The sequence below is a fragment of the Variovorax sp. GW821-FHT09D04 genome (genome assembly GCF_059416405.1).
The window spans coordinates 257,843-280,790 of sequence record NZ_JBWKPA010000005.1 but is presented as its reverse complement, the minus strand read 5'-3'; the positions used below and the strand labels follow the sequence as shown (position 1 = coordinate 280,790).

Here is a 22,948-nt window from a genome sequence, read left to right as displayed (position 1 = left end):
ACGCCCCCACAGGCCAACACTGCCGCCATGAGCGAGCAGAAGATCGAGTTTTACAAGGGCCCCGCCGGTGGCTGGGGCGCGTTGCGCAGCGTGACGAATGCGCTGCTGCGGCAGGACATTCCGGTCAAGGGCGCGAAGACGCTGCTCTCGGCCAACCAGCCCGACGGTTTCGACTGCCCGGGCTGCGCCTGGCCCGACCGCAACCATGCCTCGACCTTCGAGTTCTGCGAGAACGGCGTGAAAGCCGTGGCCGCCGAGGCCACCGCGCGCCGCGCGGGCCCGGAGCTGTTCGCGAAGCACACCGTGGCCGAGCTGGCCCAGCAGAGCGACTTCTGGCTCGAAGACCAGGGCCGGCTCACGCACCCCATGGCCTACGACGCGGCCAGCGACAGGTACGTGCCCATCGACTGGGACGACGCCTTCGCGCGCATTGCGCGGCACCTGAACGTGCTGCCCGACCCGAACCAGGCCATCTTCTACACCTCGGGCCGCGCGAGCAACGAGGCGGCTTTCCTGTACCAGCTGTTCGTGCGCGAGTACGGCACCAACAATTTTCCCGACTGCTCGAACATGTGCCACGAGCCCAGCGGCAGCGGCATGCGCCCGCAGCTGGGCGTGGGCAAGGGCACGGTCACGCTGGAAGACTTCGAGAAGGCCGACGCGATCTTCATCTTCGGCCAGAACCCGGGCACCAATCACCCGCGCATGCTCGGCGAGCTGCGCGCGGCCTCCAAGCGCGGCGCGCGCATCGTGAGCTTCAACCCGCTGCGCGAGCGCGGGCTGGAGCGCTTTGCCGATCCGCAGGACAAGCTGGAGATGGCCACGCTGGGCTCCACGCCGATCAGCACGCACTACTTCCAGCTGCGCGTGGGCGGCGACTTCGCGGCGGTGAAGGGGATGATGAAGCACGTCATCGAGCGCGAAGACGCGGCGGTGGCGCGCGGCGAGCCTTCGGTGCTCGACCACGCATTCATCGCCGAGCACACCCTGGGTTTCGAAGCGCTGGCCGACGACCTGCGCGCCGAATCGTGGCCGCTGCTGGTGCAGGAGTCGGGCCTGAGCGAAGCGCAGATCCGCGCGGCGGCCGACGTGTACCTGGGCGCCAAGCGCGTCATCGCGTGCTGGGGCATGGGCATCACGCAGCACCAGCATTCGGTGGCCACGATCCAGATGATCGGCAACTGGCTCATGCTGTGCGGCCACATGGGCCGCGAAGGCGCGGGCGCCTGCCCGGTGCGCGGCCACAGCAACGTGCAGGGCGACCGCACCATGGGCATCTGGGAAAAGCCGCCGGCCGCGCTGCTCGACCGGCTGCAGCAGGTGTTCGGCTTCGAGCCGCCGCGCCAGAACGGCGTGGACACGGTCGAGGCGATCCAGCTCATGCTCGACGGCAAGGGCAAGGTGTTCTTCGCGCTCGGCGGCAACTTCGCGGCGGCCACGCCCGACACCTACCAGACCTGGAAGGCGCTGCAGCAGTGCGACCTCACGGTGCACGTGACGACCAAGCTCAACCGCAGCCACATCATCCACGGGCGTGAGGCGCTCATCCTGCCGTGCCTGGGCCGCACCGAGATCGACATGCAGGCCAACGGCCCGCAGGGCGTGACGGTCGAAGACTCGATGAGCATGGTGCACATCTCGGTGGGCATCAACCCGCCCGCGTCGGAACTCTTGTTGTCCGAGCCCGCCATCGTCGCGCGCCTTGCTGCAGCCACCATCGGCGCGCGCAGCAGGACGCCGTGGCTCTGGCTGGTCGAAGACTACGCCCGCATCCGCGACAAGATCGAAGCCGTGTTCGACGACTTCAAGGACTTCAACGTTCGCGTGGCGCACCCCGGCGGCTTCCGCCTGCGCAACACGGCCAGCGAGCGCGTGTGGGCCACGGCGTCGCGCAAGGCCGTGTTCTTTACGCACGCCGTGCCGCTGGACACGCACGCGCACCGGGCCCGCGCGCGCTTTGCGTCGCAGCGCGACACGCTGGTGTTCACGCTGCTCACCACGCGCTCGCACGACCAGTACAACACCACCATCTACGGCATGGACGACCGCTACCGCGGCGTGTTCGGCCAGCGCCGCGTGGTGTTCATCCACAAAGACGACATCCGCCAGCTCGGCATGAAGGACGGCGACTGGGTCGACATCCAGACCGTGTGGAGCGACGGGCAGGAGCGGCGTGCCGACCGTTTCAAGCTGGTGGCCTACGACATCCCGCGCGGCAACCTCGCGGCCTACTACCCCGAGACGAACCCGCTGGTGCCGCTGTCGTCGGTGGCCGAGAACGCGGGCACGCCGACCTCCAAGTCGATCCCCGTGGTGCTGTCGCTGCATGTGGCGCCGGTCGCGGTGGAGGCTGACGCCGTGGCGGCATGAGCGACTCCGGGTTCGACGCCGACGCCTTTTCCATCGCGATCCTGCGCGCGCTCGCTGAAGCACCCGGCGAGGGCGGCATGTCGCTGCCGCGCCTGGGCAAGCGGCTGGGGCAGGGCGCCAGCGTGGTCATGCGCCAGCTCACGCTGATGGGCGATGCCGCGCTGGGCGGCGTGCGCGGACCGGGCTGGGTGCGCGTGGTGCAGTTGGACGATCGCTGGGTCGCGCACCTCACCGACGCCGGGCGCGCGGTGGTCGACAGCCTGCCGGCTGACGAACAATCCGACTGAGCGGACAATGGCCGCGGCCATGACAGACACCCCCGAACCCGACGCCCTGCCGCCCCTCGCGCGGCATGCCGTGCACGTCTTCGGCGAGCGCGGCCTCGCGCCCGAGGGCGTGGTGCGCGACGACACGCTGGCCGCCGAGGTGCCGGTGGCGCTGGTGTTCAACGGCGTCTCGCACGCAGTGATGATGGCCACGCCGCAAGACCTCGAGGCCTTCGCGCTGGGCTTTGCGCTCAGCGAAGGCATCCTCGACAGCGCCGCCGATTGCCGCGGCATCGACGTGCGAACGGTCGAGGCCCTCGATGCGGGCCTGCCCGAGGGCATGCCGGGCATCGAGGTGCAGCTCGAAGTGTCCACACGCAGCTTCGAACGCCTGAAGGACCGCCGCCGCAGCCTCGCGGGCCGCACCGGCTGCGGCGTGTGCGGCGTCGAAAGCTTCGCGGGGCTCGACCTGTCGCCGCAGCGCGTGCCGCCGCGCGACTGGATCGAACGCATCGACCTGGCCACCGTGCTGCGCGCCTTCGCCGCCATGCCGCCGCGCCAGGTGCTCAACGCCGAAGCCGGCGCGATCCACGCGGCGGCCTGGGCGACGGTCGACGGCGAACTCACGGACCTCATGGAAGACGTCGGCCGCCACAACGCGCTCGACAAGCTGCTCGGCGCGCTGGCGCGTGCGAATCGGCTGCAGGAGCCCGGCTTCGTGCTGATGTCCAGCCGCGGCAGCCATGAGCTGGTGCGCAAGTGCGCGCGCCTGGGCATCGCGGCGATGGCGACCATCTCGGCGCCGACCGCGATGGGCGTGCGCATGGCCGAGCTCAGCGGCCTGCGGTTCTGGGGGCTGTGCCGCGCACCGCGCGGTGTGCTTTACGCCAACGGGCTTGGTGCGCCGAGCGCCAGCACCGCGTCGGCCACGGCCTCGATGCCCTGATCCGAGAGGTCGGTCGCGCCCACGCGCTGGCGTTTTGCCCACGCGCGAAAGTGCGTCTCCTGCGACTTCTGGTAGTGCGGGTCGTAGTGCAACGACATCAGCTCGGCGAACAGGTGCGGCAGGTCGGCCTCGTGCGCCCACTGCTGCCAGCGCGTCACCGTCTCCTTGCCCTGCAGTTCCTTGAGCACGCCCATCTTCTCGGCGAGCGCCGCGCGGTCGTCGCCCAGATAGGCGTAGTCGCGCAGCAGGTAGGCCAGCCGCGCCTCGGGCGTGGCCTCCACCTCGATGCACGGCGCGGCGCGCATCTGCGCCACGAGCGACAGCGGCAGCGACAGCCGCCCGATGCGCACGCTCTCGCCCTCGACATACAGCGGGCGCGCGAGGTCGATGGCTTCGAGCACGGTCGCGATGCGCGTCTCGAAGTGCTTCTGCGAAGGCTGCGGCACGCCCGGCAGCGCGCCGAGCAGCGAGCCCTTGTGGTTGGCGAAGGCTTCCAGGTCGAGCACCTGCGCGCCGCGTTCGGCCAGCGCGTGCAGCACGCGCGTCTTGGCGCTGCCGGTGGCGCCGCAGACCACGCGCAGGTCGAGCTGCGGCGTCAGCGCGTCGAGCTGCGAGATCACGTGCCGGCGAAAGCTCTTGTAGCCGCCCGCGAGCTGCTGCGCGTCCCAGCCCACGAGCCGCAGCCAGGTGACCATCGAGCCGCTGCGCATGCCGCCGCGCCAGCAGTAGACCAGCGGCTTCCACTTCTCGGGCCGGTCGGCCAGCGTGTCGCGCAGGTGCGTCGCGATGTTGGCCGCCACCATCGCACCGCCGATGCGGCGGGCCTCGAAGGCGCCGGTCTGCACGTAGACCGTGCCGACGATGTGGCGCTCCTCGTCGTTGAGCACGGGGCAGTTGATGGCGCCGGGGATGTGGTCGAGCGCGAACTCGGCGGGCGAGCGGGCGTCGATGATCGAATCGAAGGCGTGGCGGTCCGCCACCCGGACGGGCTGGCGATGACTCATGGCTGAAGGGACCTCATGCCGCCATTGTCGGCCACTCAGGCGTAGGCGGGACCTAAGCCTTTTCGCAAGCGAGCACTCGCCAAGTCGACAAAGGTGACCAGCACGAACATCGCGATCAGCACCGTCATCGCCTGCTGCTGCTGGAAGATCGACAGGTGGAAGTACAGCAGCTGGCCCAGCCCGCCGCCGCCCACGAAGCCCAGCACGGCCGCCATGCGGATGTTCATTTCCCAGCGGTAGAGCGTGTAGGCCACCCACTGCGGCAGCACGATCGGCAGGCTGGCGTAGCTGAAGGCGGCGACCGGGCCGGCGCCCGAGAGCGCCAGCGCCTGCTCGGGCTCGCGCGGCGCGTTCTCCAGTGCTTCGGCAAAGAGACGGCCGAGCACGCCGGTCGTGTGCAGCGACAGCGCCAGCGCGCCCGCGAACGGCCCGATGCCGGCGGCCAGCACCATCAGCGCGGCCCACACCAGCTCGGGCACGCTGCGCAGGAAGTTGAGCACGAAGCGCGCGCCGTGGCGCAGCGGCCCGCCGATGCGCCCCGACGCCGGCAGCGCGAGCACGGCGCCCGCCACGGCGGCCAGCACGGTGCCCAGCGCCGACACGGCCAGCGTCTGCAGCGCGCCGTGGCCGACCTTGGCCAGGAACTCGGGCGACACGTCGGGCGGGAAGAACTCGGCGATGAACTTGCCCATGAGCCGGAGCGATTCGGCCGAGCCCAGCGCGCCGTAGTCGATGCCCAGGTAGACGAAGCTCGCGACCACGGCCGCGGCGATCAGCCCCACGGCGAGCCAGCAGCGCAGGCACAAAGGAGGGCGTGGCGGCAGCGTCGTCATGCCAGGAGCTTTCGCAGCGCGTTGCTCAGCATGTCCGCCAGCAGCACGAGCGCGAGGAACACCAGCAGGATGCTGCTGGCCTCGCCGCCGTTGAGCATCTTCATCGACTGGTCCATGAGCTGCCCGAGGCCGCCCGCACCCACGAAGCCCATCACCACCGAGGCGCGCACCGCGCATTCCCAGCGGTACACGGTGTACGAGGCCAGCTCCTGCGCGGTGTGCGGCAGCAGGCCGTAGCACAGCGCCGCGAGCCGGCCGCTGCCGCTTTCGAGCAGGGCGCGCGCGGGGCGCGTGTCGGTCGATTCGAGGATCTCGGCGTAGACCTTGCCCAGCATGCCGCCGTAGGTGATGGCCAGCGCCAGCACGCCGGCCGCGGGGCCGAGCCCGAGCGCGCGCACGAACAGCAGCGCCCACACGATCTCGGGAATGGCGCGCAGCACCATCAGCAGCCAGCGCGCCGCCTGCCGGACGACGCCGGCCTGCACGCGGCCGGGGCCGGGCCCGATGCGCGAGATGGAGAGCGCGCGCGTGGTCACGAAGCCCAGCGGCGCGCCGATCAGCAGCGCCATGGCCGTGCCGGCGGTGGCCATGGCCAGCGTCTCGAGCGTGGCCTTGGCGAGCAGCGCGAGGAACGCGGGCGAGCTGTCGGGCGGAAAGAAGCCCGCAAGAAAGCCGCCGATGACCGCGAGGTTGCCGCTGCCGAACAGCGCCCAGGGCTTGAATTCGGAGAGCGCGAGCATTGGCCACGCAACGGCCAGTGCCGCGAGCCAGCCGGCCAGGCGGCGGCCCGCGTGCGGATCGCGCAGGGCGGGGCGGGCGAGTGTTGCGGTCACGGGCAGTCCGGCCGATGGAAGGCTGGCTCGGCGGTGCCGGCCACTGGCGCGACAGGCAGCGGCCCTTGCGTCGCCACGCCGCCTTCGCTCGCATAGAGTGCCTCGAGCAGCGCCGGCGTCACCTGCGCGGCCGGCAGGTCGAAGGCGACCTGCCCGTCGCGCATGCCCACGATGCGCGGGAACCAGCGCAGCGCCAGGTCGACCGCGTGCAGCGACGCCACCAGCGTGGCGCCCGTCGATTCGCTCTGCGCCACCAGCTGGCCCACGGCCGCGTGCGCCAGCGTGGGGTCGAGCGCCGACACCGGCTCGTCCGCCAGCAGCAGCGCGGGGCGCTGGTACAGCACGCGCGCGATGCCCACGCGCTGCAGCTGGCCGCCCGAGAGGCGGTCGCAGCGGTCGAACAGCCGGTCTTCGAGTGCGAGCCGGGCCAGCGCCGCGTGCGCGCCCGCGATGTCGGACGGATAGAAAAGCGAACCCAGCGCACGCGCCGTCGACCACTGGCCGAGCCGGCCCGCGAGCACGGCCGTGACCACGCGCAGGCGCGGCGCGATCGGCGGTGCCTGGTGCACGGTGCCGATGCGCGCGCGCAGCTGTTTGAGCGCACGGGCCGGCAGCCGCCACGGGTGCTGGCCCAACGCCTGCACCTGGCCTTCGCCGGGCCGCAGCGCCGCGCCGAGCACGCGCAGCAGCGTGGTCTTGCCCGCGCCCGAGGGCCCGATGACGGCGATGCGCTCGCCGTCGCGCGCGGCCAGCGTCACGCCGGCCAGCGCACGCTGGCCGTTGGGGTGCACCATGCCCACGCCGTCGAGCGAAAAACTCATCCGCGCATTCCGCTCACTTGATGAGGCCGGCCGACTTGCCCGCCGTCTCGATGCCGTCGTAGTTCGACGACTTGGTGGGAATGAACTTGCTCGCGCGCTGCAGCGCCATGATCTCCTTGTGCGCCGGGTTGGCCGGGTCGAGCTTCAGGAAGGCGTCGGTCAGCTTCTTCGTCACGGCGGCGTCCAGGCCGGGGCGCACGGTCCAGTTGTAGTCGTAGTAGGTCGGCGTGGTGGCCAGCACGCGCACCTTGGCGGCGTTGGGGTTCTTGGCCTCGACCAGCTTGTCCCACACCGAGGCGTTGAGCACGCCCGCTTCGGCGCGCGAGGCGGCCACGAAGGCCACGGTGGCGTCGTGCGCGCCCGAGAACGCGACGGTCTTGAAGTCCTTCTCGGGGTTGATGCCGGCCTGCAGCAGGAAGTAGCGCGGCATCAGGCTGCCCGAGGTGGACGAGGGCGCGCCGAAGGCGAAGGTCTTGCCCTTCAGGTCGGCCAGGGTCTTGGCGGGGCTGTCGATCGGCACGATGAACTTGCTGGTGAACACCTCGTCTTCCGCGCGCTGCACGATCGGCACCGCGCCACCGTTGGTGCGGATGCGGGCCTGCACGAAGGTGAAGCCGCCCAGCCATGCCATGTCGATCTTGTTCGTGGCCAGGCCCTCGACCACGGCGGCGTAGTCGGTCACGGGCGTGAACTGCACGTCCATCCCGGTTTCCTTCTTCAGGTAGTCGCCCAGCGGCGTGAACTTGCGCTGCAGCTCGGTGGGCGCCTCGTCGGGAATGGCCGACACGCGCAGCACGCCCTGGGCGAAGGCGCCCACGGCGGTGAGGGACAGGGCCAGCGCGAGGGCGAGCCGGGACACGGTTTGTTTCGTTTGCATGGTGTGATGACGCGTTCAGTGGAAAAAGAAAAGGGTGTGTCGGGGCACTCGGGCAGGCGGCGGTGCGGGCTTCGATAATCGCGGCTTGTTCCATTCGACCGACCTGCCGCCATGATCGAAGCCGCACCTTCCAAGCTCCTGAATCCGTTGGCGCCGCTGCGGCTCACCAGCTTCTCGCATGGGGGCGGCTGCGGCTGCAAGATCGCGCCGGGCGTGCTGTCGCAGATCCTCAAGAACCATGCGGGCGGGCTGATTCCGCCCGAGCTCATGGTCGGCATCGAGACCGCCGACGACGCGGCAGTCTACCGGCTCAACGACGAGCAGGCGCTGATCGCCACCACCGATTTCTTCATGCCCATCGTGGACGACCCCTACGAGTTCGGCCGCATCGCCGCGACCAACGCGATCAGCGACGTCTACGCGATGGGCGGGCGCCCGATCATGGCGCTGGCGCTGGTCGCCATGCCGATCAACCAGCTGCCGGTGGAAGTCATCGCCGAGATCGTGCGCGGCGGGCAGGACGTGTGCCGCGCGGCCGGCATTCCCATTGCGGGCGGCCACACCATCGATTCGGTCGAGCCGATCTACGGGCTGGTCGCGATGGGGCTGGTGCACCCCAAGCGCGTGCGGCGCAACGCCGATGCGCAGGCGGGCGACGTGCTGGTGCTGGGCAAGCCGCTGGGCGTGGGCGTGCTGTCGGCGGCGCTCAAGAAGCAGCAGCTGTCCGAGGCCGGCTACCGCCAGCTGATCGAGAACACGACCAAGCTCAACACGCCCGGCATCGCGCTGTCGGCGCTCGACGGCGTGCATGCGCTGACCGACGTCACCGGCTTCGGCCTGGCCGGCCACGCGCTCGAACTCGCGCGCGGCGCGGGGCTCGCGGCGGTGGTCGAGTGGTCGCGCGTGCCGCTGCTCGACAACGTGATCGCCATGGCCGGTGGCGGGCTCGTCACCGGCGCCTCGGGCCGCAACTGGGCGGGCTACGGCGCCGACGTGCAGTTGCACGAAGGCCTGCCGGCCACCGCGCAGGCGCTCATGACCGACCCGCAGACCTCGGGCGGCCTGCTCGTGAGCTGCGCGCCCGAGGCGGTCGAGGCGGTGCTGGAGATCTTCCGCAACGAAGGCTTCGGGCAGGCGGCGGTCATCGGCCGCGTGGAAGCTGGCGCGCCGGGCCTCGTCGTGTTGCCCTGAGCCGGGGCGCCACCGGGCGGGTGGGGTCGTCATCGACAAGCGCTCCTTCGTTTTTTCGCATCGTGCGACAGGTCCGCGCAGCGGGCAACACCCCGCGGCCCTTTCCAATAACCCTTGAGTCCGCCGGTGCCGGTAGGCGTCGGCTATCGTTCGCGCCATGAACGCTTCCCTTCGCCTTGGCTGGCGCACGCTCTGGCGCGACCTGCGCGCCGGCGAGCTGCGCCTCTTGATCGTGGCCGTGGTGCTGGCCGTGGCCGCGCTCACGGCGGTCGGTTTCTTCGCCGACCGATTGCAGGGCGGGCTGCAGCGTGACGCGCGCCAGCTGCTGGGCGGCGACGCGGTGGTCGTGAGCGACAACCCGACGCCCGAAACTTTCATTGCACAGGCGAAGTCGCTGGGCCTCGCGGGCACCGGCACCTTCGGCTTTCCCACCATGGCGCGGGCCGAGGACGCCCAGGGCGGGGCCAGCAAGCTCGTGGCCCTGAAGGCCGTGACGCCGGGCTACCCGCTGCGCGGCAACCTGCAGACGGCGACCACGGCCGAGGGCGCGGGCGCGGTGACGCGCGACGTGCCGGCGTCGGGCGAGGTCTGGGTCGATGCCTCGCTGCTCGACTCGCTGGGCCTGAAGGTCGGCGACACGCTGCTGCTGGGCGACACCGGCCTGCGCGTGGGCCGCGTGATCACGCTGGAGCCCGACCGGGGTGCGGGCTTCATGAGTTTTTCGCCGCGCGTGATGCTCAACCAGGCCGACGTGGCGCGCACCGGCCTCGTGCAGCCGGCCAGCCGCGTGGGCTACCGCTACGCCGTGGCGGGCGACGACGCCGCCGTGAAGCGCTTCACCGAATGGGCCGACGCCACCATCAAGAAGGGCGAGCTGCGCGGCGTGCGGCTCGATTCCTTCGAAGGCGGCCGGCCCGAGATGCGCCAGACCCTGGACCGCGCCGAGAAATTCCTGAGCCTGGTCGCGCTGCTCGCGGCGCTGCTGTCGGCCGTGGCCGTGGCGCTGGCCGCGCGCGGCTTCGCGGCCAGCCACCTGGACGACTGCGCCATGCTGCGCGTGCTGGGCCAGAGCCAGCGCACCATCGCCGCGGCCTACGCCTTCGAGTTCGCCGTGATCGGCACCGTGGCCAGCGCCATCGGCGTGGCCATCGGCTTCGCCGTCCACTATGTGTTCGTGCTGCTGCTGGCCGGGCTGGTCGAGACCGCATTGCCCGCCGCCACGCTGTGGCCCGTGGCCTTCGGCCTGGGCATGGGGCTCACGCTGCTGTTCGCCTTCGGCCTGCCGCCGGTGCTGCAGCTGGCGCGCGTGCCGCCGCTGCGCGTGATCCGCCGCGACGTGGGCGGGCTCAAGCCCGCGTCGCTCGCCGTGCTCGGCATCGGCGTGGCGGGCTTCGCGGCCTTGCTGATGGCGGCCAGCAGCGACATCAAGCTGGGCCTGATCGCGGTCGGCGGCTTTGCCGGTGCCGTGGCCGTGTTCGCGCTGCTGAGTTGGCTGGCGGTGAAAGTGCTGCGTCGCAGCGTCAACGAAACCACCGCGCCGCGCTGGCTGGTGCTGGCCACGCGGCAGATCTCGGCACGGCCGGCCTACGCCGTGGTGCAGGTCAGCGCGCTGGCGGTGGGCCTGCTGGCGCTGGTGCTGCTGGTGCTGCTGCGCACCGACCTCGTCGCGAGCTGGCGCAAGGCCACGCCGCCCGATGCGCCCAACCGCTTCGTCATCAACGTGATGCCCGAGCAGAGCGAGGCGTTCCAGAAGACGCTGCGCGACGCGGGCGTCGCCAAGTTCGACTGGTACCCGATGATCCGCGGCCGGCTGGTGGCGATCAACGACAAGCCCGTGACGCCCGACGACTACACCGAGGACCGCGCCAAGCGCCTCGTGGACCGCGAGTTCAACCTGAGCAACAGCACCGCCGCGCCCGCGCACAACAGCGTCACCGCCGGCGCCTGGACGCCCGAGGCGAAGAACGAGGTGAGCGTGGAAGAAGGCCTGGCCGAGACGCTGGGCCTGAAGCTTGGCGACACCCTGCGCTTCGACATCGGCGGCATGCAGAACGACGCGCGCATCACCTCGCTGCGCAAGGTCGACTGGGGCTCGCTGCACGCCAACTTCTTCGTGATGTACACCGTGGCCTCGCTGGCCGACGTGCCCGTGACCTACATGGGCGCCTTCCGCGCGCCCGAGACGCGCGGCTTCGACAACGCGCTGGTGCGCAGCTTCCCCAATGTGACCAACGTCGACATGAGCGCCACCATCAACCAGGTGCAGCGCGTGCTCGATCAGGTGGTGCGCGCGGTCGAGTTTTTGTTCGGCTTCACGCTGGCGGCCGGGCTGGTGGTGCTGTTCGCAGCCGTCACCGCCACGCGCGAAGAGCGTGCGCGCGAGTTCGCCGTGATGCGCGCCGTGGGTGCCCGCGCCAGCCTGCTGCGGCAGGTGCAGCGCGCCGAACTGATCGGTGTCGGCCTGCTGGCGGGCTTCCTCGCGAGCATCGTGGCCTCGGTGATCGGCTGGGGGCTCGCGCGCTACGTGTTCGAGTTCACCTGGACCGCGTCGCCGCTCGTGCCGGTGGCGGGCGCGCTGGCCGGTGCGGTGCTCGCGCTGGCGGCGGGGTGGTGGGGCTTGCGCGATGTGCTGCGCCGGCCGGTGGTCGACACGCTGCGGCGCGCGGCCGAGTAGGGCACGGCAGGCCCGTACAGTTTTTTTCTTCCGCGATCGGCAGGACGGGGCCGGGGATGCAATACATTCCCCGGCCCCGTATTCAATTCAGAAGAGAAATTCCTGCATGCGCTTGGCGTCATTCCAGATCACCAACTATCGCTCGATCCACGACAGCGGCTCCATCGATTCCTCCCAGATCACAGCGATCCTCGGCCGAAATGACAGCGGCAAGTCGAACCTGCTGCGCGCGTTGCACAGCCTGAACCCGACCGACGGGCTCACGGCACTCAGCCCCATCAAGGACTTTCCGCGGCACCGCCGCCTGGACGAATGCACCGACGACACCCCGGTGGTGCACACGCGCTGGGACCTGGACGCCTCCGAACAGCTGGCGCTCGCCGCCATCCTGCCGCGCGCGGCAGGCGTGCGCCAGGTCACGGCCGGCCGCGGCTACGGCGCCACGCGCACGACCGGCTTCGAGGGCCTGGGCCCGCTGTCGATCGACGTGAGCGACATCAAGGCCAAGGTGCGCAAGATCGTGCCCGCCGTGAAGGCCGCGGCCGAGAAGGTGGCCGACGAGTTGAAGGCCGCGCTCGAACAGGAGGCCGACGCCTTCGACGCCGCCATGATCCCGAGCCCCGACTTCGTCAAGTGGTCGGCCGGCGCGCTGCTGGCGCTGCAGGCGCTGCGCCAGGCACTGGCCACGGCCGGCGCCGAGATCGCCGACAAGCAGGCGCAGATGCTGACCGAGCTCGAAGAGCTGGCCCGCACGATCGACAACGACCAGCCCGCGCTGGCCCGCGCCCGCGCCTGGGTGCTGGAGAAACTGCCGCGCTTCATCTACGTCGAGGACTACGCCTCGCTGCCCGGCCGCCAGAACATCGCCGAGTACCTCACGCGCAAGGGCTGGGGCGAGCGCACGGCGGGCGAACGCAATTTCGAAAAGCTGTGCCAGGTGGCGGGGCTCGACCCGCAGCAGCTGCAGGACCTGCTGGCGAAGAACGACCTGGCGACGCGCAATCAGTTGGTGAACCGGGCCGGCTCGGTCGTCACGTCGGAAATCCGCCGCGTGTGGAAGGACCGCGAACTCAAGGTCCGCTTCAACCTCGATGGGCAACACCTGGAGACGCTGGTGTCCGACCCCAACGCCGCCTACGAGGTGGAAGTGAACCTCGACGAACGCAGCCGCGGCTTCCAGTGGTTCTTCTCGTTCTACGTCGCGTTCTTCGCGGACACGAAGGGCGCGGCCGATGCGATCCTGCTGCTGGACGAGCCCGGCCTGCACCTGCACGCGCATTCGCAGGCCGATCTGCTGGCGCACCTGGAGCACGATTTCGCCAACCAGATCCTCTACACCACGCACTCGCCGTTCATGGTGCCGACCCACCGGCTCGACGCGGTGCGCACGGCCCGCATGAGCGAGGCCGCCGGCACGACAGTGAGCAACAAGGCCGAGGGCGATGTGCGCACGCTGTATCCGTTGCAGGTGGCGCTGGCGCTGAGCCAGGCGAAGCCCGTGGCGCCTGTCGAGGCACCCGCCGTGACTGTCGGCGAACAGGCGGAGCGTCAGCTGGTGGAAGCGGCGGCGTAGTCGCACGCCGGGCGTCTCAGGCCGCGTACTGCATCGGGCTCACACGGCGCCAACGAGGCGCCGCATGAGCAGGCCCTTCAGGTCCCTGCGCGTGTCGCAGACGACGTGGATGTAGGCGGTGTCCAGTCGCACCTCGTAGATGATGCGGTTCATGCCTGAGATGACCTGCCGGTACTGGGCCGCGTTCAGGTCTTCCAGTTCCTCGGGAATGCGGCCTGCCTGGGGATGGGCTGCGATCATCGCGACGGATTGCTTGATCTTTGCGTAGCTCGCCGCCCAGGTGTCCGCGCCGAAGTTCTTGAGCAGGTAGCGCCTCAGGTCCTTCAGGTCGGCTTCGGCGGACCGCAGGAACACCACCTTCATGGGGCGTCTTCTTGGTCCAGATCGGCGAACACATCGTCCGCGGACCGGAATTGGCCCTGTTCGATTTCGCGGTTGCCGAGTGCCAGCACTTTCAGCAGCGCGAGGGTCGCTTCCTGCTCTTCGAAGGAGCGGACATCCATCACCACGAGCTTGGCCTCGCCGTTCTGTGTGATGACCAGAGGCTCGCGGGTGTCCGAGAGGGTCTTCACGATGTCCGCGGCATGGCTCTTGAGATAGCTGATGGGTTTGATCTGCGTGGAGAAATTCATGGGGTTCACCTGCGGTTGTCGATCGGACTGATTATGGTCTGAATTCAGTCTTTCGATGTTTCCGAGCCATCGTCCCTGAACATGTGCTCACCCGCAAAGTCCACGAACGCCCGCACCTTCGGCGACAGCTGCCGGCTCGACGGCCACAGCGCCGAGAACTGCCCCTGCCGCACGAGGTGCGCGGCCAGCACGCGCTGCAGCTCGCCGCGGCGCAGTGCGTCGCGCGCCAGGAAGTCGGGCATGTAGGCAATGCCCAGTCCTGCGACAGCGGCGCCCAGCATGGCTTCCATGTTGTTGCAGACCAGGCCCGGCGGCAGCTGGGGTGGCAGGCCGGGCAGGTCCCAGTCCTCGATCTTTCCGCCGGTCACGAACTTGTAGCGCAGGCAGCTGTGGCGGGCGAGGTCGGCCGGCACCTGCGGCACGCCGTGCCGTGCCAGGTACGCCGGCGAGGCGGCGAGCACGAAGCTGAACGGGCCGAGGCGGCGCGCCACGAGCTGTGAATCGACCAGCTCGCCGCTGCGGATCGCCACGTCAACACCCTCGGCCACCACGTCGACCAGCCGGTCGTTGAAGTCGAGGTCGAGTTCGATCTCGGGAAAGCGCGCCTTGAACGCCGGCAGGATCGGCAGCAGAAAGCGGTAGCCGATGGTCGGCAGGCTCACACGCAGGCGGCCGCGCGGCGTGGCGACGGCGTCCTGCAGCATGGCGCGCGCATCGCCGAGCTCGTCGAGGATGCGGCGGCAGCGCTCATGGAACATCGCGCCCTCGGCCGTGAGCCGCACCTGCCGCGTGGTGCGGTGGAACAGGCGCACGCCCATCTGCGCCTCGAGCCGCGCGACGTTCTTGCCCACGGCCGAGGCCGAGATGCCCAGGTCGCGGCCCGCTCGCGCAAAGCTCTGCAGGTCGGCCGCCCGCACGAAGGATTCGAGTCCGCTGAAGCTGTCCATGGGCTTGATTGGCAACCTTTGGTTGGCAGTGTGAGGAGCTGAGGGCCCATTTTCGTTTCATTGAATCCTTTTTATCTTCGCTTCACGCATTTCCCTTTTCCTTCTCCCGCGTGAAAGCCTCCCCGATGTCTTCCTCCGATTCCCACAAGGCCTGGCTGCTCGCCGCCGTCTGCCTGGCCGCGCTCGGCATGCCGCTGAGCTTCACCGGCCCGGCCGTGGTGCTGCCCGCGATCCGCGACGCGCTGGGCGGCACGCCGGTGCAGCTCAACTGGGTCACCAACGCCTTCATGCTGAGCTTCGGCGCCACGCTGATGGCGGCCGGCGCGCTGGCCGATGCGTACGGGCGCAAGCGCGTCTTCCTGCTGGGCCTGGCGGTGGTGGCGCTGAGCAGCGCGCTGCTGACGCTGGCGCCGGGCATCGTCGCCTTCGACCTCGCGCGCGCCGTGCAGGGGCTGGGTTCGGCGGCGGCCTTCGCGGCCGGCACGGCGGCGTTGGCGCAGCTGTTCGACGGGCCGGCGCGGCTGCGGGCGTTCAGCCTCATCGGCACCTCGTTCGGCGTGGGGCTGTCGTGCGGATCGATCCTCTCGGGCTGGCTGGCCGACACCGTCGGCTGGCACGCCGTGATGCTGAGCCCCGGCGCCGTGAGCCTCGTCGCGCTGTGCCTGGCCGCGCCGCGCATGCGCGAGTCGCGCAACCCGCAGGCGATGGGGCTGGACGTGCCGGGCACGCTCAGCTTCACGGCCGCGCTGAGCCTGCTCACGCTGGGCGTGCTGCAGGCGCCCGACAGCGGCTGGGGCAGCCCGTGGGTGCTCGTGGCGTTGGTCGGCGCGCTGGCCATGGGGGCGGCCTTCATCGCCATCGAGCGGCGCGTGGCGCATCCGATGCTCGACCTGTCGCTGTTCCGCTTTCCGCGCTTCGTCGGCGTGCAGCTGCTGGCCGCGGCGCCGGCCTACGGCTTTGTCGTGCTGCTGGTGCTGCTGCCGATCCGCTTCATCGGGCTCGAAGGGCGCAGCGCGCTGGAGGCGGGCGGCTTCATGTTCGCGCTGTCGGGGCCGATCCTCATCGTGCCGACGCTGGCCGCGTGGCTCGCGCACCGGTTCTCGGCGGGCGTGATCTCGGCCGTGGGGCTGCTGGTGTGCGCGGCGGGGCTCGTGTGGCTCGCCCGCTGCGCGCCGGGCACGCCCTTGCATGGGCTCGTGGGTCCGCTGCTGCTGATCGGCGCGGGCATCGGCCTGCCGTGGGGGCTGATGGACGGCCTGGCCGTGAGCGTGGTGCCGCGCGAGCGGGCGGGCATGGCGTCGGGCATCTTCAACACGGTGCGCGTCGCGGGGGAGGGCATCGCGCTGGCGCTGGTGGGGGCGGGGCTCACGGCCCTCGTGGCGCTGCAGCTGAAGGCGTCGTCGCCTCCGTCCGTGGCGGTGTCGCAGGCGGCGCAGCGCGTGGCGACGGGCGACCTGGCGCAGGCGCTGGCCTTGCTGCCGGGCATGGACCGCGCGGGGCTGCTGCACGCGTATGGCGTGGCGTTCGGGACGCTGCTCTGCGTGCTGGCTGGCGTGACGGTGCTGACGGTGGTGGTGGTGTTTGCATTCCTGCGCGGCGATGCGTCCGCGCGAGGCCACGCGGAAGCACTCGGACAGAACGCGTAAGGCGCCTCACCCCGCACCCGATGAGGTGCTTTCATGGACACGTCATGCGTCGTTGCCAGCATCCCCGCTCGATCAACAGGAGCGGAGTGCGAGATGGTGATGAACAACAGTCGACGGGTCGTGGGAGCAGCTGCCACGGTGATTGCAGGCTGCGTGATGGCCGCATGCGGTGGCGGTGGGGGCGGCGGTGTCGCGTTCCCGCCGATCGCCGTGGTGCCGCCGCCGGCGCCAGCCCCCGCGCCCGCGCCGCAGGGCAAGGCGATCGACCTCACGATCCTGCACATCGACGACCACCACTCCAACCTCGAAGCCAAGGACAAGACGCTGCAGCTGAACACGGGCGGCGGCGCGCCGGTGGCGGTCACGGTCAATGCGGCGGGCTTTCCGCGCGTCACCGCGGCGATCCAGGCGCTGGCCGCCCAGTCGCCGAACGTGCTGAAGCTGCACGCCGGCGACGCGCTCACCGGCACCCTGTACTTCAACCGCGCGGGCGCCGACGGCGAGGCCGATGCGGCGCTGATGAACACCGTGTGCTTCGACGCCTTCACGCTGGGCAACCACGAGTTCGACAAGGGCGACACCGGCCTGAAGGGCTTTCTCGACCTGCTGCGCAAGGGCAGCTGCCAGACGCCGGTGCTCAGCGCCAACGTGAACTTCGGCGCCCAATCGGCGCTGCACCCCTCGAAGGCACCCGGTTACGTGAAGCGCTCCACGGTGCTCGAACGCGGCGGCGAAAAGATCGGCCTGGTCGGCCTGACCATCGCGGGCAAGACCAAGGCCTCGTCCAGCCCCGACCCCGACACCACCTTCGAGGACGAGACCGTTGCCGCCCAGCGCGAGATCGACCTGCTGCGTGCGCAGGGCGTGAACAAGATCGTCGTCATGAGCCACATCGGCTATGAGTACGACAAGCAGGTGGCGTCGCGCCTGAGTGGCGTCGACGTCGTGGTGGGCGGCGACTCGCACACGCTCATCGGCCCCGACGCGCTCACCCGCTACGGCGTGGGCTCGCCGGCCGGTGCCTACCCCACGGCGCTGACCGACAAGGACGGCAAGAAGGTCTGCCTGGTTCACGCCTGGGAGTACAGCCAGGTGGTCGGCGAGCTGAAGGTGAGCTTCGACGAGAAGGGCGACGTCACGGCCTGCAGCGGCACGCCGCACGTGCTGATCGGCGACGACTTCCGCCTCGGCAAGCAGCCCGTCGATGCCAACCAGCGCAGCGCCATCCTGGCCGACGTGGCGGCCAGCGGCTTCCTGCGCGTGACCGCGCCCGACCCCACGGCCACCGCCGTGCTGCAGCCCTTCAAGGACAAGGTGGCGGTGTTCAACACCACGCTGGTGGCCACCGTGACCGAAGAGCTGTGCTCGCGTCGCGTGCCCGGCGGCACGGGCACCGTCGACTACTCGCGCTCCAGCGTCTCGTGCAACGCGCTGGGCAGCGTGAGCCTGCGCGGCGGCGACATCCAGCAGATGGCAGCGCAGGCCTACCTGGAGATCGGCCACAGCAAGTACGGCGGCGCCGACATCTCGCTGCAAAGCGGCGGCGGCGCGCGCATTCCGCTGGTGCCGGGCAACGTCACGGCGGCGAGCGTGATCCAGGTGCTGCCCTTCGGCAACATGCTGTTCCGCCTCGACGTCACTGGCCGCGAGGTCAAGGGCATGCTCGAAGACGGCCTGCAGGCCGTGTACGGCCCGGGCGGCTCCACCGGCCCGTACCCGTACACCGGCGGCCTGCGCTTCGACGTCGACGCCACGCAGGCCAACGGCCAGCGCGCCAGCAACATCGAGGTGCGCGCGCCCGGCACCGGCGTGTGGGGCCCGCTCGACCTGGACAAGACCTACAAGCTGTTCGTGCTGAGCTTCAACGCCAGCGGCGGCGACGGCTACAAGACGCTGGCCGCCGTGCCCGCCGCGCGGCGCCTGGACATCGGCGTGCTCGATGCCGACGTGTTCTTCAACTACATCGAGTCCAAGCCCAAGGACGTCGGCTCGGGCCTGTCGCTGTTGCAGAAGCTGCCGGTCGAGCTGTACAGCACCAAGTCGTACAAGGCGCCTTGAGTCGTGCTCAGCCCTGCGCGGTGTCTTGCTCGAAGAGACCGCGCAGCCACTGCGTGAACACCCGTACCCGCGACGACAGCTGCCGGTTCTGCGGATACAGCACCGAGACCGGCATCGGCGGCGGCGCAAAGCCCGGCAGCACCGCTTGCAGGCGCCCATCCACCAGCTCGGCCGCCACGCGGTAGCGCGGCACCTGCACCAGCCCGAGGCCCACGACGGCGGCGCCCGTGTACAGGTCGGCGCCTGTGACTGACACGGTGGCGGCCAGTTGCACGGGCCGGACCTGACCGTCGACCGTGAACTCGAGCGGCAGCGCCTTGCCCGTGCCGCTCGACACGTAGTGCACCGCGCGGTGCGAGGCCAGTGCCGCGAGGTCGACGGGCTCGCCGTGCGCCGCGAGGTAGCCGGGGCTCGCCACCGTCACCTGCGGCAGCAGCGCCACGCGCTGCGCGACCAACGACGAGTCCTGCAGCGGGCCGGCGCGCAGCACGCAGTCCACGCCTTCGCGCACCAAGTCGACCAGCCGGTCGTCCTCGCCGATGTGCAGCTGCAGGCCCGGATGGCGGGCGAGGAAAGCGGGCAGCGCCGGCACCACGAAGTGCCGCGCCAGCGTGCCCTGCAGGTTCACGCGCAACAGACCCTGGGGCGCGGCGTGGGTGAAGGCGCCCTCGGCCTCTTCCACGTCCGCCAGCAGCCGCACGCAGCGCTGGTAGTGGGCCTCGCCGTCCTGCGTGAGGCGCACCGTGCGCGTGGTGCGCTCGAGCAGCCGGGCGCCCAGGCGCGATTCGAGCCGCTGGATCAGCGTAGTGAGGGTGGCGCGCGGAATCTGCAGGTCGTCCGAGGCCTGCGTGAAGCTCTGGCGCTCGGCGATGCGCACGAAGGCCTGCATTTCCTGGAAGCGGTCCATGGGGTCGCCCTTCGCGCCTATTGTTTAAGTAAATGGAATTTTATTGACGAATTGGTGCTGATTATCTTTTGGATGGAATGGCCGACCATTCGCTTCATTCACTCACCACCCCTAGGAATCGCGCCATGAACACCACCGCCACTTCTGCTTCGCTGCCCACCCGCGTCGCCCTTGTCACCGGCGCCTCGCGCGGCATCGGCGCCGCCATCGCCCGCCGGCTCGCCGCCGACGGTTTCGCTGTCGCCGTCAACTACGCCGCGGGCGCCGCGCCCGCCGAAGCGCTGGTCGCCGAACTGAAGGCCAACGGCGCCCGTGCCCTCGCGGTGCAGGCCGATGTGGCGAACGCTGAAGCGGTGCGCGCCATGTTCGACACCGTCGAAGCGCAGCTCGGCCCGGTCGACGTGCTGGTCAACAACGCCGGCGTGCTCCAGACCGCGCCGCTGGCCGCGCACAGCGACGCGCTCTACGACCACACCTTCGACATCAACGTGCGCGGCACCTTCAACACCCTGCGCGAGGCCGCGACCCGCCTCGCCGAGGGCGGGCGCATCGTCAACTTCTCGAGCACCACGCTCGCGCTGCACATGCCCGGCTACGCGATCTACAACGCCACCAAGGCGGCGGTCGAGGCCTTCACGCATGTCTTCGCCAAGGAACTGCGCGGCCGACGCATCACGGTGAACGCCGTGGCGCCGGGCCCGGTCGCCACCTCGCTGTTCCTGGACGGCAAGACCGACGAACAGATCCAGGCCTTCGCCCAGATGCCGCCGCTGCAGCGCCTGGGCCAGCCGGAAGACATCGCCTCGGTGGTGTCGTTCCTGGCGGGGCCGGACGCGGGATGGGTCAACGGGCAGGTGCTGCGGGCCAACGGCGGCGTGGCCTGAGCGGTGGCCTCCCACGACATCCACGGAGCACGCACCATGCATCCGCCTTCACCTCCTGCGGCCACCCCGCGCTTCTTCAGCCTCGCCTACGCGACGTTCACGGCCGCCGCTGCGGTGGTGGCCGCTGCCGCTTCGGCGATGGCGCTCGTGCTCGAACTGCCCGTGTGGGCGATGTTCGTCGGCTGGGTGGCGTTCTACACCCGCGGCGCGACCGCACGCGACGGCGTGTTCAACCTCGTCTGCGTGAGCCTGGGCCTGCTGATCGGCAAGGGCGCGGCGCTGGCCATCGCCGCGCTGGCCCCGATCGCGGGCGCCGCGGCGCTGCCGGTGGTGGTGCTGTTCGTGGCGCTCCTCGTGGTGTCGATGCGCAGCGTGCCGCGACTGAACAACCTGCTGTGCTACTTCCTCGGGCTGATCGCGTTCTTCGCGGTCCACCAGCCCCCTTCGCTGTCGCTGTTCGCCACGCTGGCCGGCGCGGCGGCACTCGGATCGATGGCGGCGTGGGTGGCCCACCTGCTGCAGCGCCGCGTGCACTGACCACCGGACTTTCCTTTCTTCCCTCTCACCTTCATTCAAGGGGTTCCCTCATGCAATCCGTCATCCTCGTCACTGGCGCCGGCTCCGGCATCGGCAAGCTCAGCGCGCAGGCGCTCGCCGAAGCGGGCCACATCGTCTATGCCTCCATGCGCGACATTGCGGGCCGCAACAAGGCGCGCGCAGCCGAGCTGCGCGCGCTGGCTGCGGCCCAGGGGCTTCAGCTGCATCCGCTCGAACTCGATGTGCTGTCGCAGGCCTCCGCCGATGCCGCCGCGGCGACCATCGTCCAGGCGCAGGGCCGCCTCGATGTGGTGATGCAGAACGCGGGCCATCTCGTGGTCGGGCCGACCGAGGCCTTCACGCCGGAAGACATCGCCCAGGTGTTCGACACCAACGTGCTCGGCGCCCAGCGCGTGAACCGCGCGGTGCTGCCGTACCTGCGCCAGCAGGAGTCGGGGCTGATGCTGTGGATCAGCAGCACGACCACCAAGGGCGGCTTTCCGCCGTTCATGGGCCCGTACGGCGCGGCCAAGGCGGCCATGGATTCGCTGGCGGTGACGCTGGCCTACGAGATCGCGCGCTTCGGCATCGAGACCTCGATCGTCGTGCCGGGCGCGTTCACGCGGGGCACCGATCACTTTCCGAGCGCGGGCAAGCCCTCCGATGCGGCGACCGCCGCCGCCTACGGCCGCTACGACGGCGTGATGGACCGCATCGGCGAGCGCCTGTCCGCGCTCACGCCCGAGCACGCCGATCCGCAGGCCGTGGCCGACGACATCGTGCGCATCGTGGGCCTGCCGGCCGGCACGCGGCCGATGCGTTCGCTGATCGACTTCGTGGGCGACGGTGCGGCCGAGGTCTTCGAGGTGTCGGAGCGCGTGCGCATCGACTTCGCCCGCCGCATCGGCATGGGCGACCTGCTCGAGGCGAAGGTGCGGCGCTGAGCGGGGCGCTGTCAAGAAAGGCGGTGGTTCTTCCTGTCCAATAGCGGCATGGAACATTCACCGAACGACGTGACAGAGCGCCTGAACGACCTCGAGATCAAGTCGAGCTATGCCGAAGACCTGCTCGAGCAGCTGAACATGACGATCTACCGGCAACAGCAACAGATCGACAGCCTGATCCTGCAGGTCGCGCAACTCAGGCTGCAAAGCCAGAACGCAGGGCAGGATGGGGGCGCGCGCAACCTGCGCGATGAACTCCCGCCCCACTACTGAGGACTTGCGGTTAGCCGTGCGCGTGCCAGAGCACGGCAAAGAAATGGCAGGTGCTGCCCGCGAGCACGAACAGGTGCCACACCGAATGCGCGTAGCGCACCTTGTTGTCGAACAGGAACACCACGGCCCCGGCCGTATAGAACAGCCCGCCGGCCACGAGCCAGGCCAGCCCCGCCGATGACATGCGCTCGTACAGCGGCACCGCCGCCATCAGCGCCATCCAGCCCATCGCCACGTACAGGCCGGTGGACCACAGCGGGTGCTGCAGGCGGTTGAACAGCTTGGCGCTCACGCCCAGCACGGCGGCGGCGGTGATGGCGCCGAACAGCGTCCAGCCCCAGGGCCCGCGCAGCACGCCGAACAGGAAGGGCATGTAGCTGCCCGCAATGAACAGGTAGATGGCCGCGTGGTCGAGCCGGTTGAACCAGGCCTTGGCGCGGCCGATGGGCAGCGCGTGGTACAGCGTGGAGATCAGGTACAGCACGATGGCCGTGCCCGCGAAGAGCGAGGCGCCCACCACGGCCGCGGCCTGGCCCTTCTGGGCGGCGCTGTAGACCAGGATCGGCAGCGAGGCGATCGCCAGCAACAGGCCCAGGCCGTGGCTCAGGGCGTTGAAGAGCTCTTCCATCGCGGTCTGGTCGCGCGCGGCGGACGCCTGCTTTTTCTGCAGATCGGTGGAACGGGCGGGCTGCAGCTGCAGCGGCGGGCTATTCGTCATCAGGAACAGAGCCT

The 22,948-nt window shown here is 70.2% G+C and carries 22 protein-coding genes; 12 read left to right on the top strand and 10 right to left on the bottom strand.

All coding sequences use genetic code 11. The features are described 5' to 3' along the window. Positions 1-27: 27 nt before the first annotated feature. Genes AC07O4_RS17955 through fdhD form a run of 3 tightly spaced genes read left to right on the top strand, consistent with a single transcriptional unit; the run spans position 28 to position 3,582 of the window. Positions 28-2,370, top strand: a complete 2,343-nt coding sequence (locus AC07O4_RS17955; protein ID WP_495305260.1) for an FdhF/YdeP family oxidoreductase — start codon at positions 28-30, stop codon at positions 2,368-2,370. After that, positions 2,367-2,657, top strand: coding sequence for a hypothetical protein (locus tag AC07O4_RS17950; RefSeq protein WP_307696225.1), 291 nt, complete (start codon positions 2,367-2,369; stop codon positions 2,655-2,657). Before AC07O4_RS17955 ends, AC07O4_RS17950 begins: the two co-directional genes overlap by 4 nt. A 19-nt stretch (positions 2,658-2,676) precedes the next feature. Continuing rightward, the gene (gene fdhD, locus AC07O4_RS17945) at positions 2,677-3,582 is read left to right on the top strand and encodes a formate dehydrogenase accessory sulfurtransferase FdhD (protein WP_307637133.1); all 906 of its coding nucleotides are present in this window, start codon (positions 2,677-2,679) and stop codon (positions 3,580-3,582) included. Here the strand turns inward: fdhD and mnmH are convergent. From mnmH to AC07O4_RS17920, 5 genes are read right to left on the bottom strand one after another with little or no spacing between them, the layout of a single operon-like run. Further along, positions 3,519-4,586, bottom strand: a complete 1,068-nt coding sequence (mnmH, locus tag AC07O4_RS17940) for a tRNA 2-selenouridine(34) synthase MnmH (protein WP_495305259.1) — start codon at positions 4,584-4,586, stop codon at positions 3,519-3,521. The genes fdhD and mnmH overlap by 64 nt on opposite strands. Before the next feature lie 35 nt (positions 4,587-4,621). Then, the gene (gene phnE / locus AC07O4_RS17935; RefSeq protein ID WP_307696223.1) at positions 4,622-5,419 is read right to left on the bottom strand and encodes a phosphonate ABC transporter, permease protein PhnE; all 798 of its coding nucleotides are present in this window, start codon (positions 5,417-5,419) and stop codon (positions 4,622-4,624) included. Further along, positions 5,416-6,252, bottom strand: coding sequence for a PhnE/PtxC family ABC transporter permease (locus AC07O4_RS17930; protein WP_354343072.1), 837 nt, complete (start codon positions 6,250-6,252; stop codon positions 5,416-5,418). Before AC07O4_RS17930 ends, phnE begins: the two co-directional genes overlap by 4 nt. Beyond that, entirely contained in the window at positions 6,249-7,073 is an 825-nt protein-coding gene (locus tag AC07O4_RS17925) for a phosphonate ABC transporter ATP-binding protein (RefSeq protein ID WP_495305258.1), read from the bottom strand. Before AC07O4_RS17925 ends, AC07O4_RS17930 begins: the two co-directional genes overlap by 4 nt. A gap of 13 nt (positions 7,074-7,086) precedes the next feature. Continuing rightward, on the bottom strand, positions 7,087-7,950 hold the full coding sequence (locus AC07O4_RS17920; protein ID WP_307586223.1) for a putative selenate ABC transporter substrate-binding protein: 864 nt from the start codon (positions 7,948-7,950) through the stop codon (positions 7,087-7,089). A 111-nt stretch (positions 7,951-8,061) separates the two neighbouring features. On the opposite strand from AC07O4_RS17920, the gene selD reads away from it, so the two are divergent. The 3 genes from selD to AC07O4_RS17905 all read left to right on the top strand — a co-directional run bounded on the left by selD (position 8,062) and on the right by AC07O4_RS17905 (position 13,388). Further along, the gene (gene selD, locus AC07O4_RS17915) at positions 8,062-9,141 is read left to right on the top strand and encodes a selenide, water dikinase SelD (protein WP_062469051.1); all 1,080 of its coding nucleotides are present in this window, start codon (positions 8,062-8,064) and stop codon (positions 9,139-9,141) included. A 157-nt stretch (positions 9,142-9,298) separates the two neighbouring features. Further along, positions 9,299-11,815: an ABC transporter permease gene (locus tag AC07O4_RS17910; RefSeq protein ID WP_495305257.1), complete on the top strand. Its 2,517-nt coding sequence runs from the start codon at positions 9,299-9,301 to the stop codon at positions 11,813-11,815. 106 nt (positions 11,816-11,921) lie between these two features. After that, entirely contained in the window at positions 11,922-13,388 is a 1,467-nt protein-coding gene (locus tag AC07O4_RS17905; protein ID WP_492734204.1) for an AAA family ATPase, read from the top strand. A gap of 39 nt (positions 13,389-13,427) precedes the next feature. On the opposite strand, the gene AC07O4_RS17900 is transcribed toward AC07O4_RS17905, so the two are convergent. The 3 genes from AC07O4_RS17900 to AC07O4_RS17890 are packed head-to-tail and all read right to left on the bottom strand — an operon-like array spanning position 13,428 to position 14,967. Then, positions 13,428-13,751 (bottom strand): type II toxin-antitoxin system RelE/ParE family toxin, encoded by a 324-nt coding sequence (locus AC07O4_RS17900; RefSeq protein ID WP_070061493.1) that lies wholly within the window; start codon positions 13,749-13,751, stop codon positions 13,428-13,430. Beyond that, entirely contained in the window at positions 13,748-14,020 is a 273-nt protein-coding gene (locus AC07O4_RS17895) for a type II toxin-antitoxin system Phd/YefM family antitoxin (RefSeq protein WP_495305256.1), read from the bottom strand. Before AC07O4_RS17895 ends, AC07O4_RS17900 begins: the two co-directional genes overlap by 4 nt. 44 nt (positions 14,021-14,064) lie before the next feature. Beyond that, the gene (locus AC07O4_RS17890) at positions 14,065-14,967 is read right to left on the bottom strand and encodes a LysR family transcriptional regulator (RefSeq protein WP_495305255.1); all 903 of its coding nucleotides are present in this window, start codon (positions 14,965-14,967) and stop codon (positions 14,065-14,067) included. A gap of 125 nt (positions 14,968-15,092) precedes the next feature. On the opposite strand from AC07O4_RS17890, the gene AC07O4_RS17885 reads away from it, so the two are divergent. Next, positions 15,093-16,613: an MFS transporter gene (locus AC07O4_RS17885; RefSeq protein WP_495305254.1), complete on the top strand. Its 1,521-nt coding sequence runs from the start codon at positions 15,093-15,095 to the stop codon at positions 16,611-16,613. A gap of 99 nt (positions 16,614-16,712) precedes the next feature. After that, positions 16,713-18,671, top strand: a complete 1,959-nt coding sequence (locus AC07O4_RS17880; RefSeq protein WP_495305328.1) for a bifunctional metallophosphatase/5'-nucleotidase — start codon at positions 16,713-16,715, stop codon at positions 18,669-18,671. Positions 18,672-18,678: 7 nt separating this feature from the next. Here the strand turns inward: AC07O4_RS17880 and AC07O4_RS17875 are convergent, their stop codons facing one another. Further along, entirely contained in the window at positions 18,679-19,578 is a 900-nt protein-coding gene (locus tag AC07O4_RS17875; protein WP_495305253.1) for a LysR family transcriptional regulator, read from the bottom strand. Positions 19,579-19,703: 125 nt separating this feature from the next. On the opposite strand from AC07O4_RS17875, the gene AC07O4_RS17870 reads away from it, so the two are divergent. From AC07O4_RS17870 to AC07O4_RS17855, 4 genes are read left to right on the top strand one after another with little or no spacing between them, the layout of a single operon-like run. Beyond that, positions 19,704-20,462, top strand: coding sequence for an SDR family oxidoreductase (locus AC07O4_RS17870; RefSeq protein ID WP_495305252.1), 759 nt, complete (start codon positions 19,704-19,706; stop codon positions 20,460-20,462). Between the two features lie 36 nt (positions 20,463-20,498). Beyond that, the gene (locus AC07O4_RS17865) at positions 20,499-20,999 is read left to right on the top strand and encodes a DUF1097 domain-containing protein (RefSeq protein WP_495305251.1); all 501 of its coding nucleotides are present in this window, start codon (positions 20,499-20,501) and stop codon (positions 20,997-20,999) included. Between the two features lie 50 nt (positions 21,000-21,049). Continuing rightward, on the top strand, positions 21,050-21,943 hold the full coding sequence (locus tag AC07O4_RS17860) for an SDR family NAD(P)-dependent oxidoreductase (RefSeq protein WP_495305250.1): 894 nt from the start codon (positions 21,050-21,052) through the stop codon (positions 21,941-21,943). A gap of 48 nt (positions 21,944-21,991) precedes the next feature. Next, positions 21,992-22,216, top strand: coding sequence for a SlyX family protein (locus AC07O4_RS17855; protein ID WP_062469081.1), 225 nt, complete (start codon positions 21,992-21,994; stop codon positions 22,214-22,216). A 10-nt stretch (positions 22,217-22,226) separates the two neighbouring features. Here AC07O4_RS17855 and trhA read toward each other — a convergent pair whose 3' ends face one another. Further along, the gene (gene trhA / locus AC07O4_RS17850) at positions 22,227-22,934 is read right to left on the bottom strand and encodes a PAQR family membrane homeostasis protein TrhA (RefSeq protein WP_370870083.1); all 708 of its coding nucleotides are present in this window, start codon (positions 22,932-22,934) and stop codon (positions 22,227-22,229) included. Positions 22,935-22,948 lie beyond the last annotated feature (14 nt).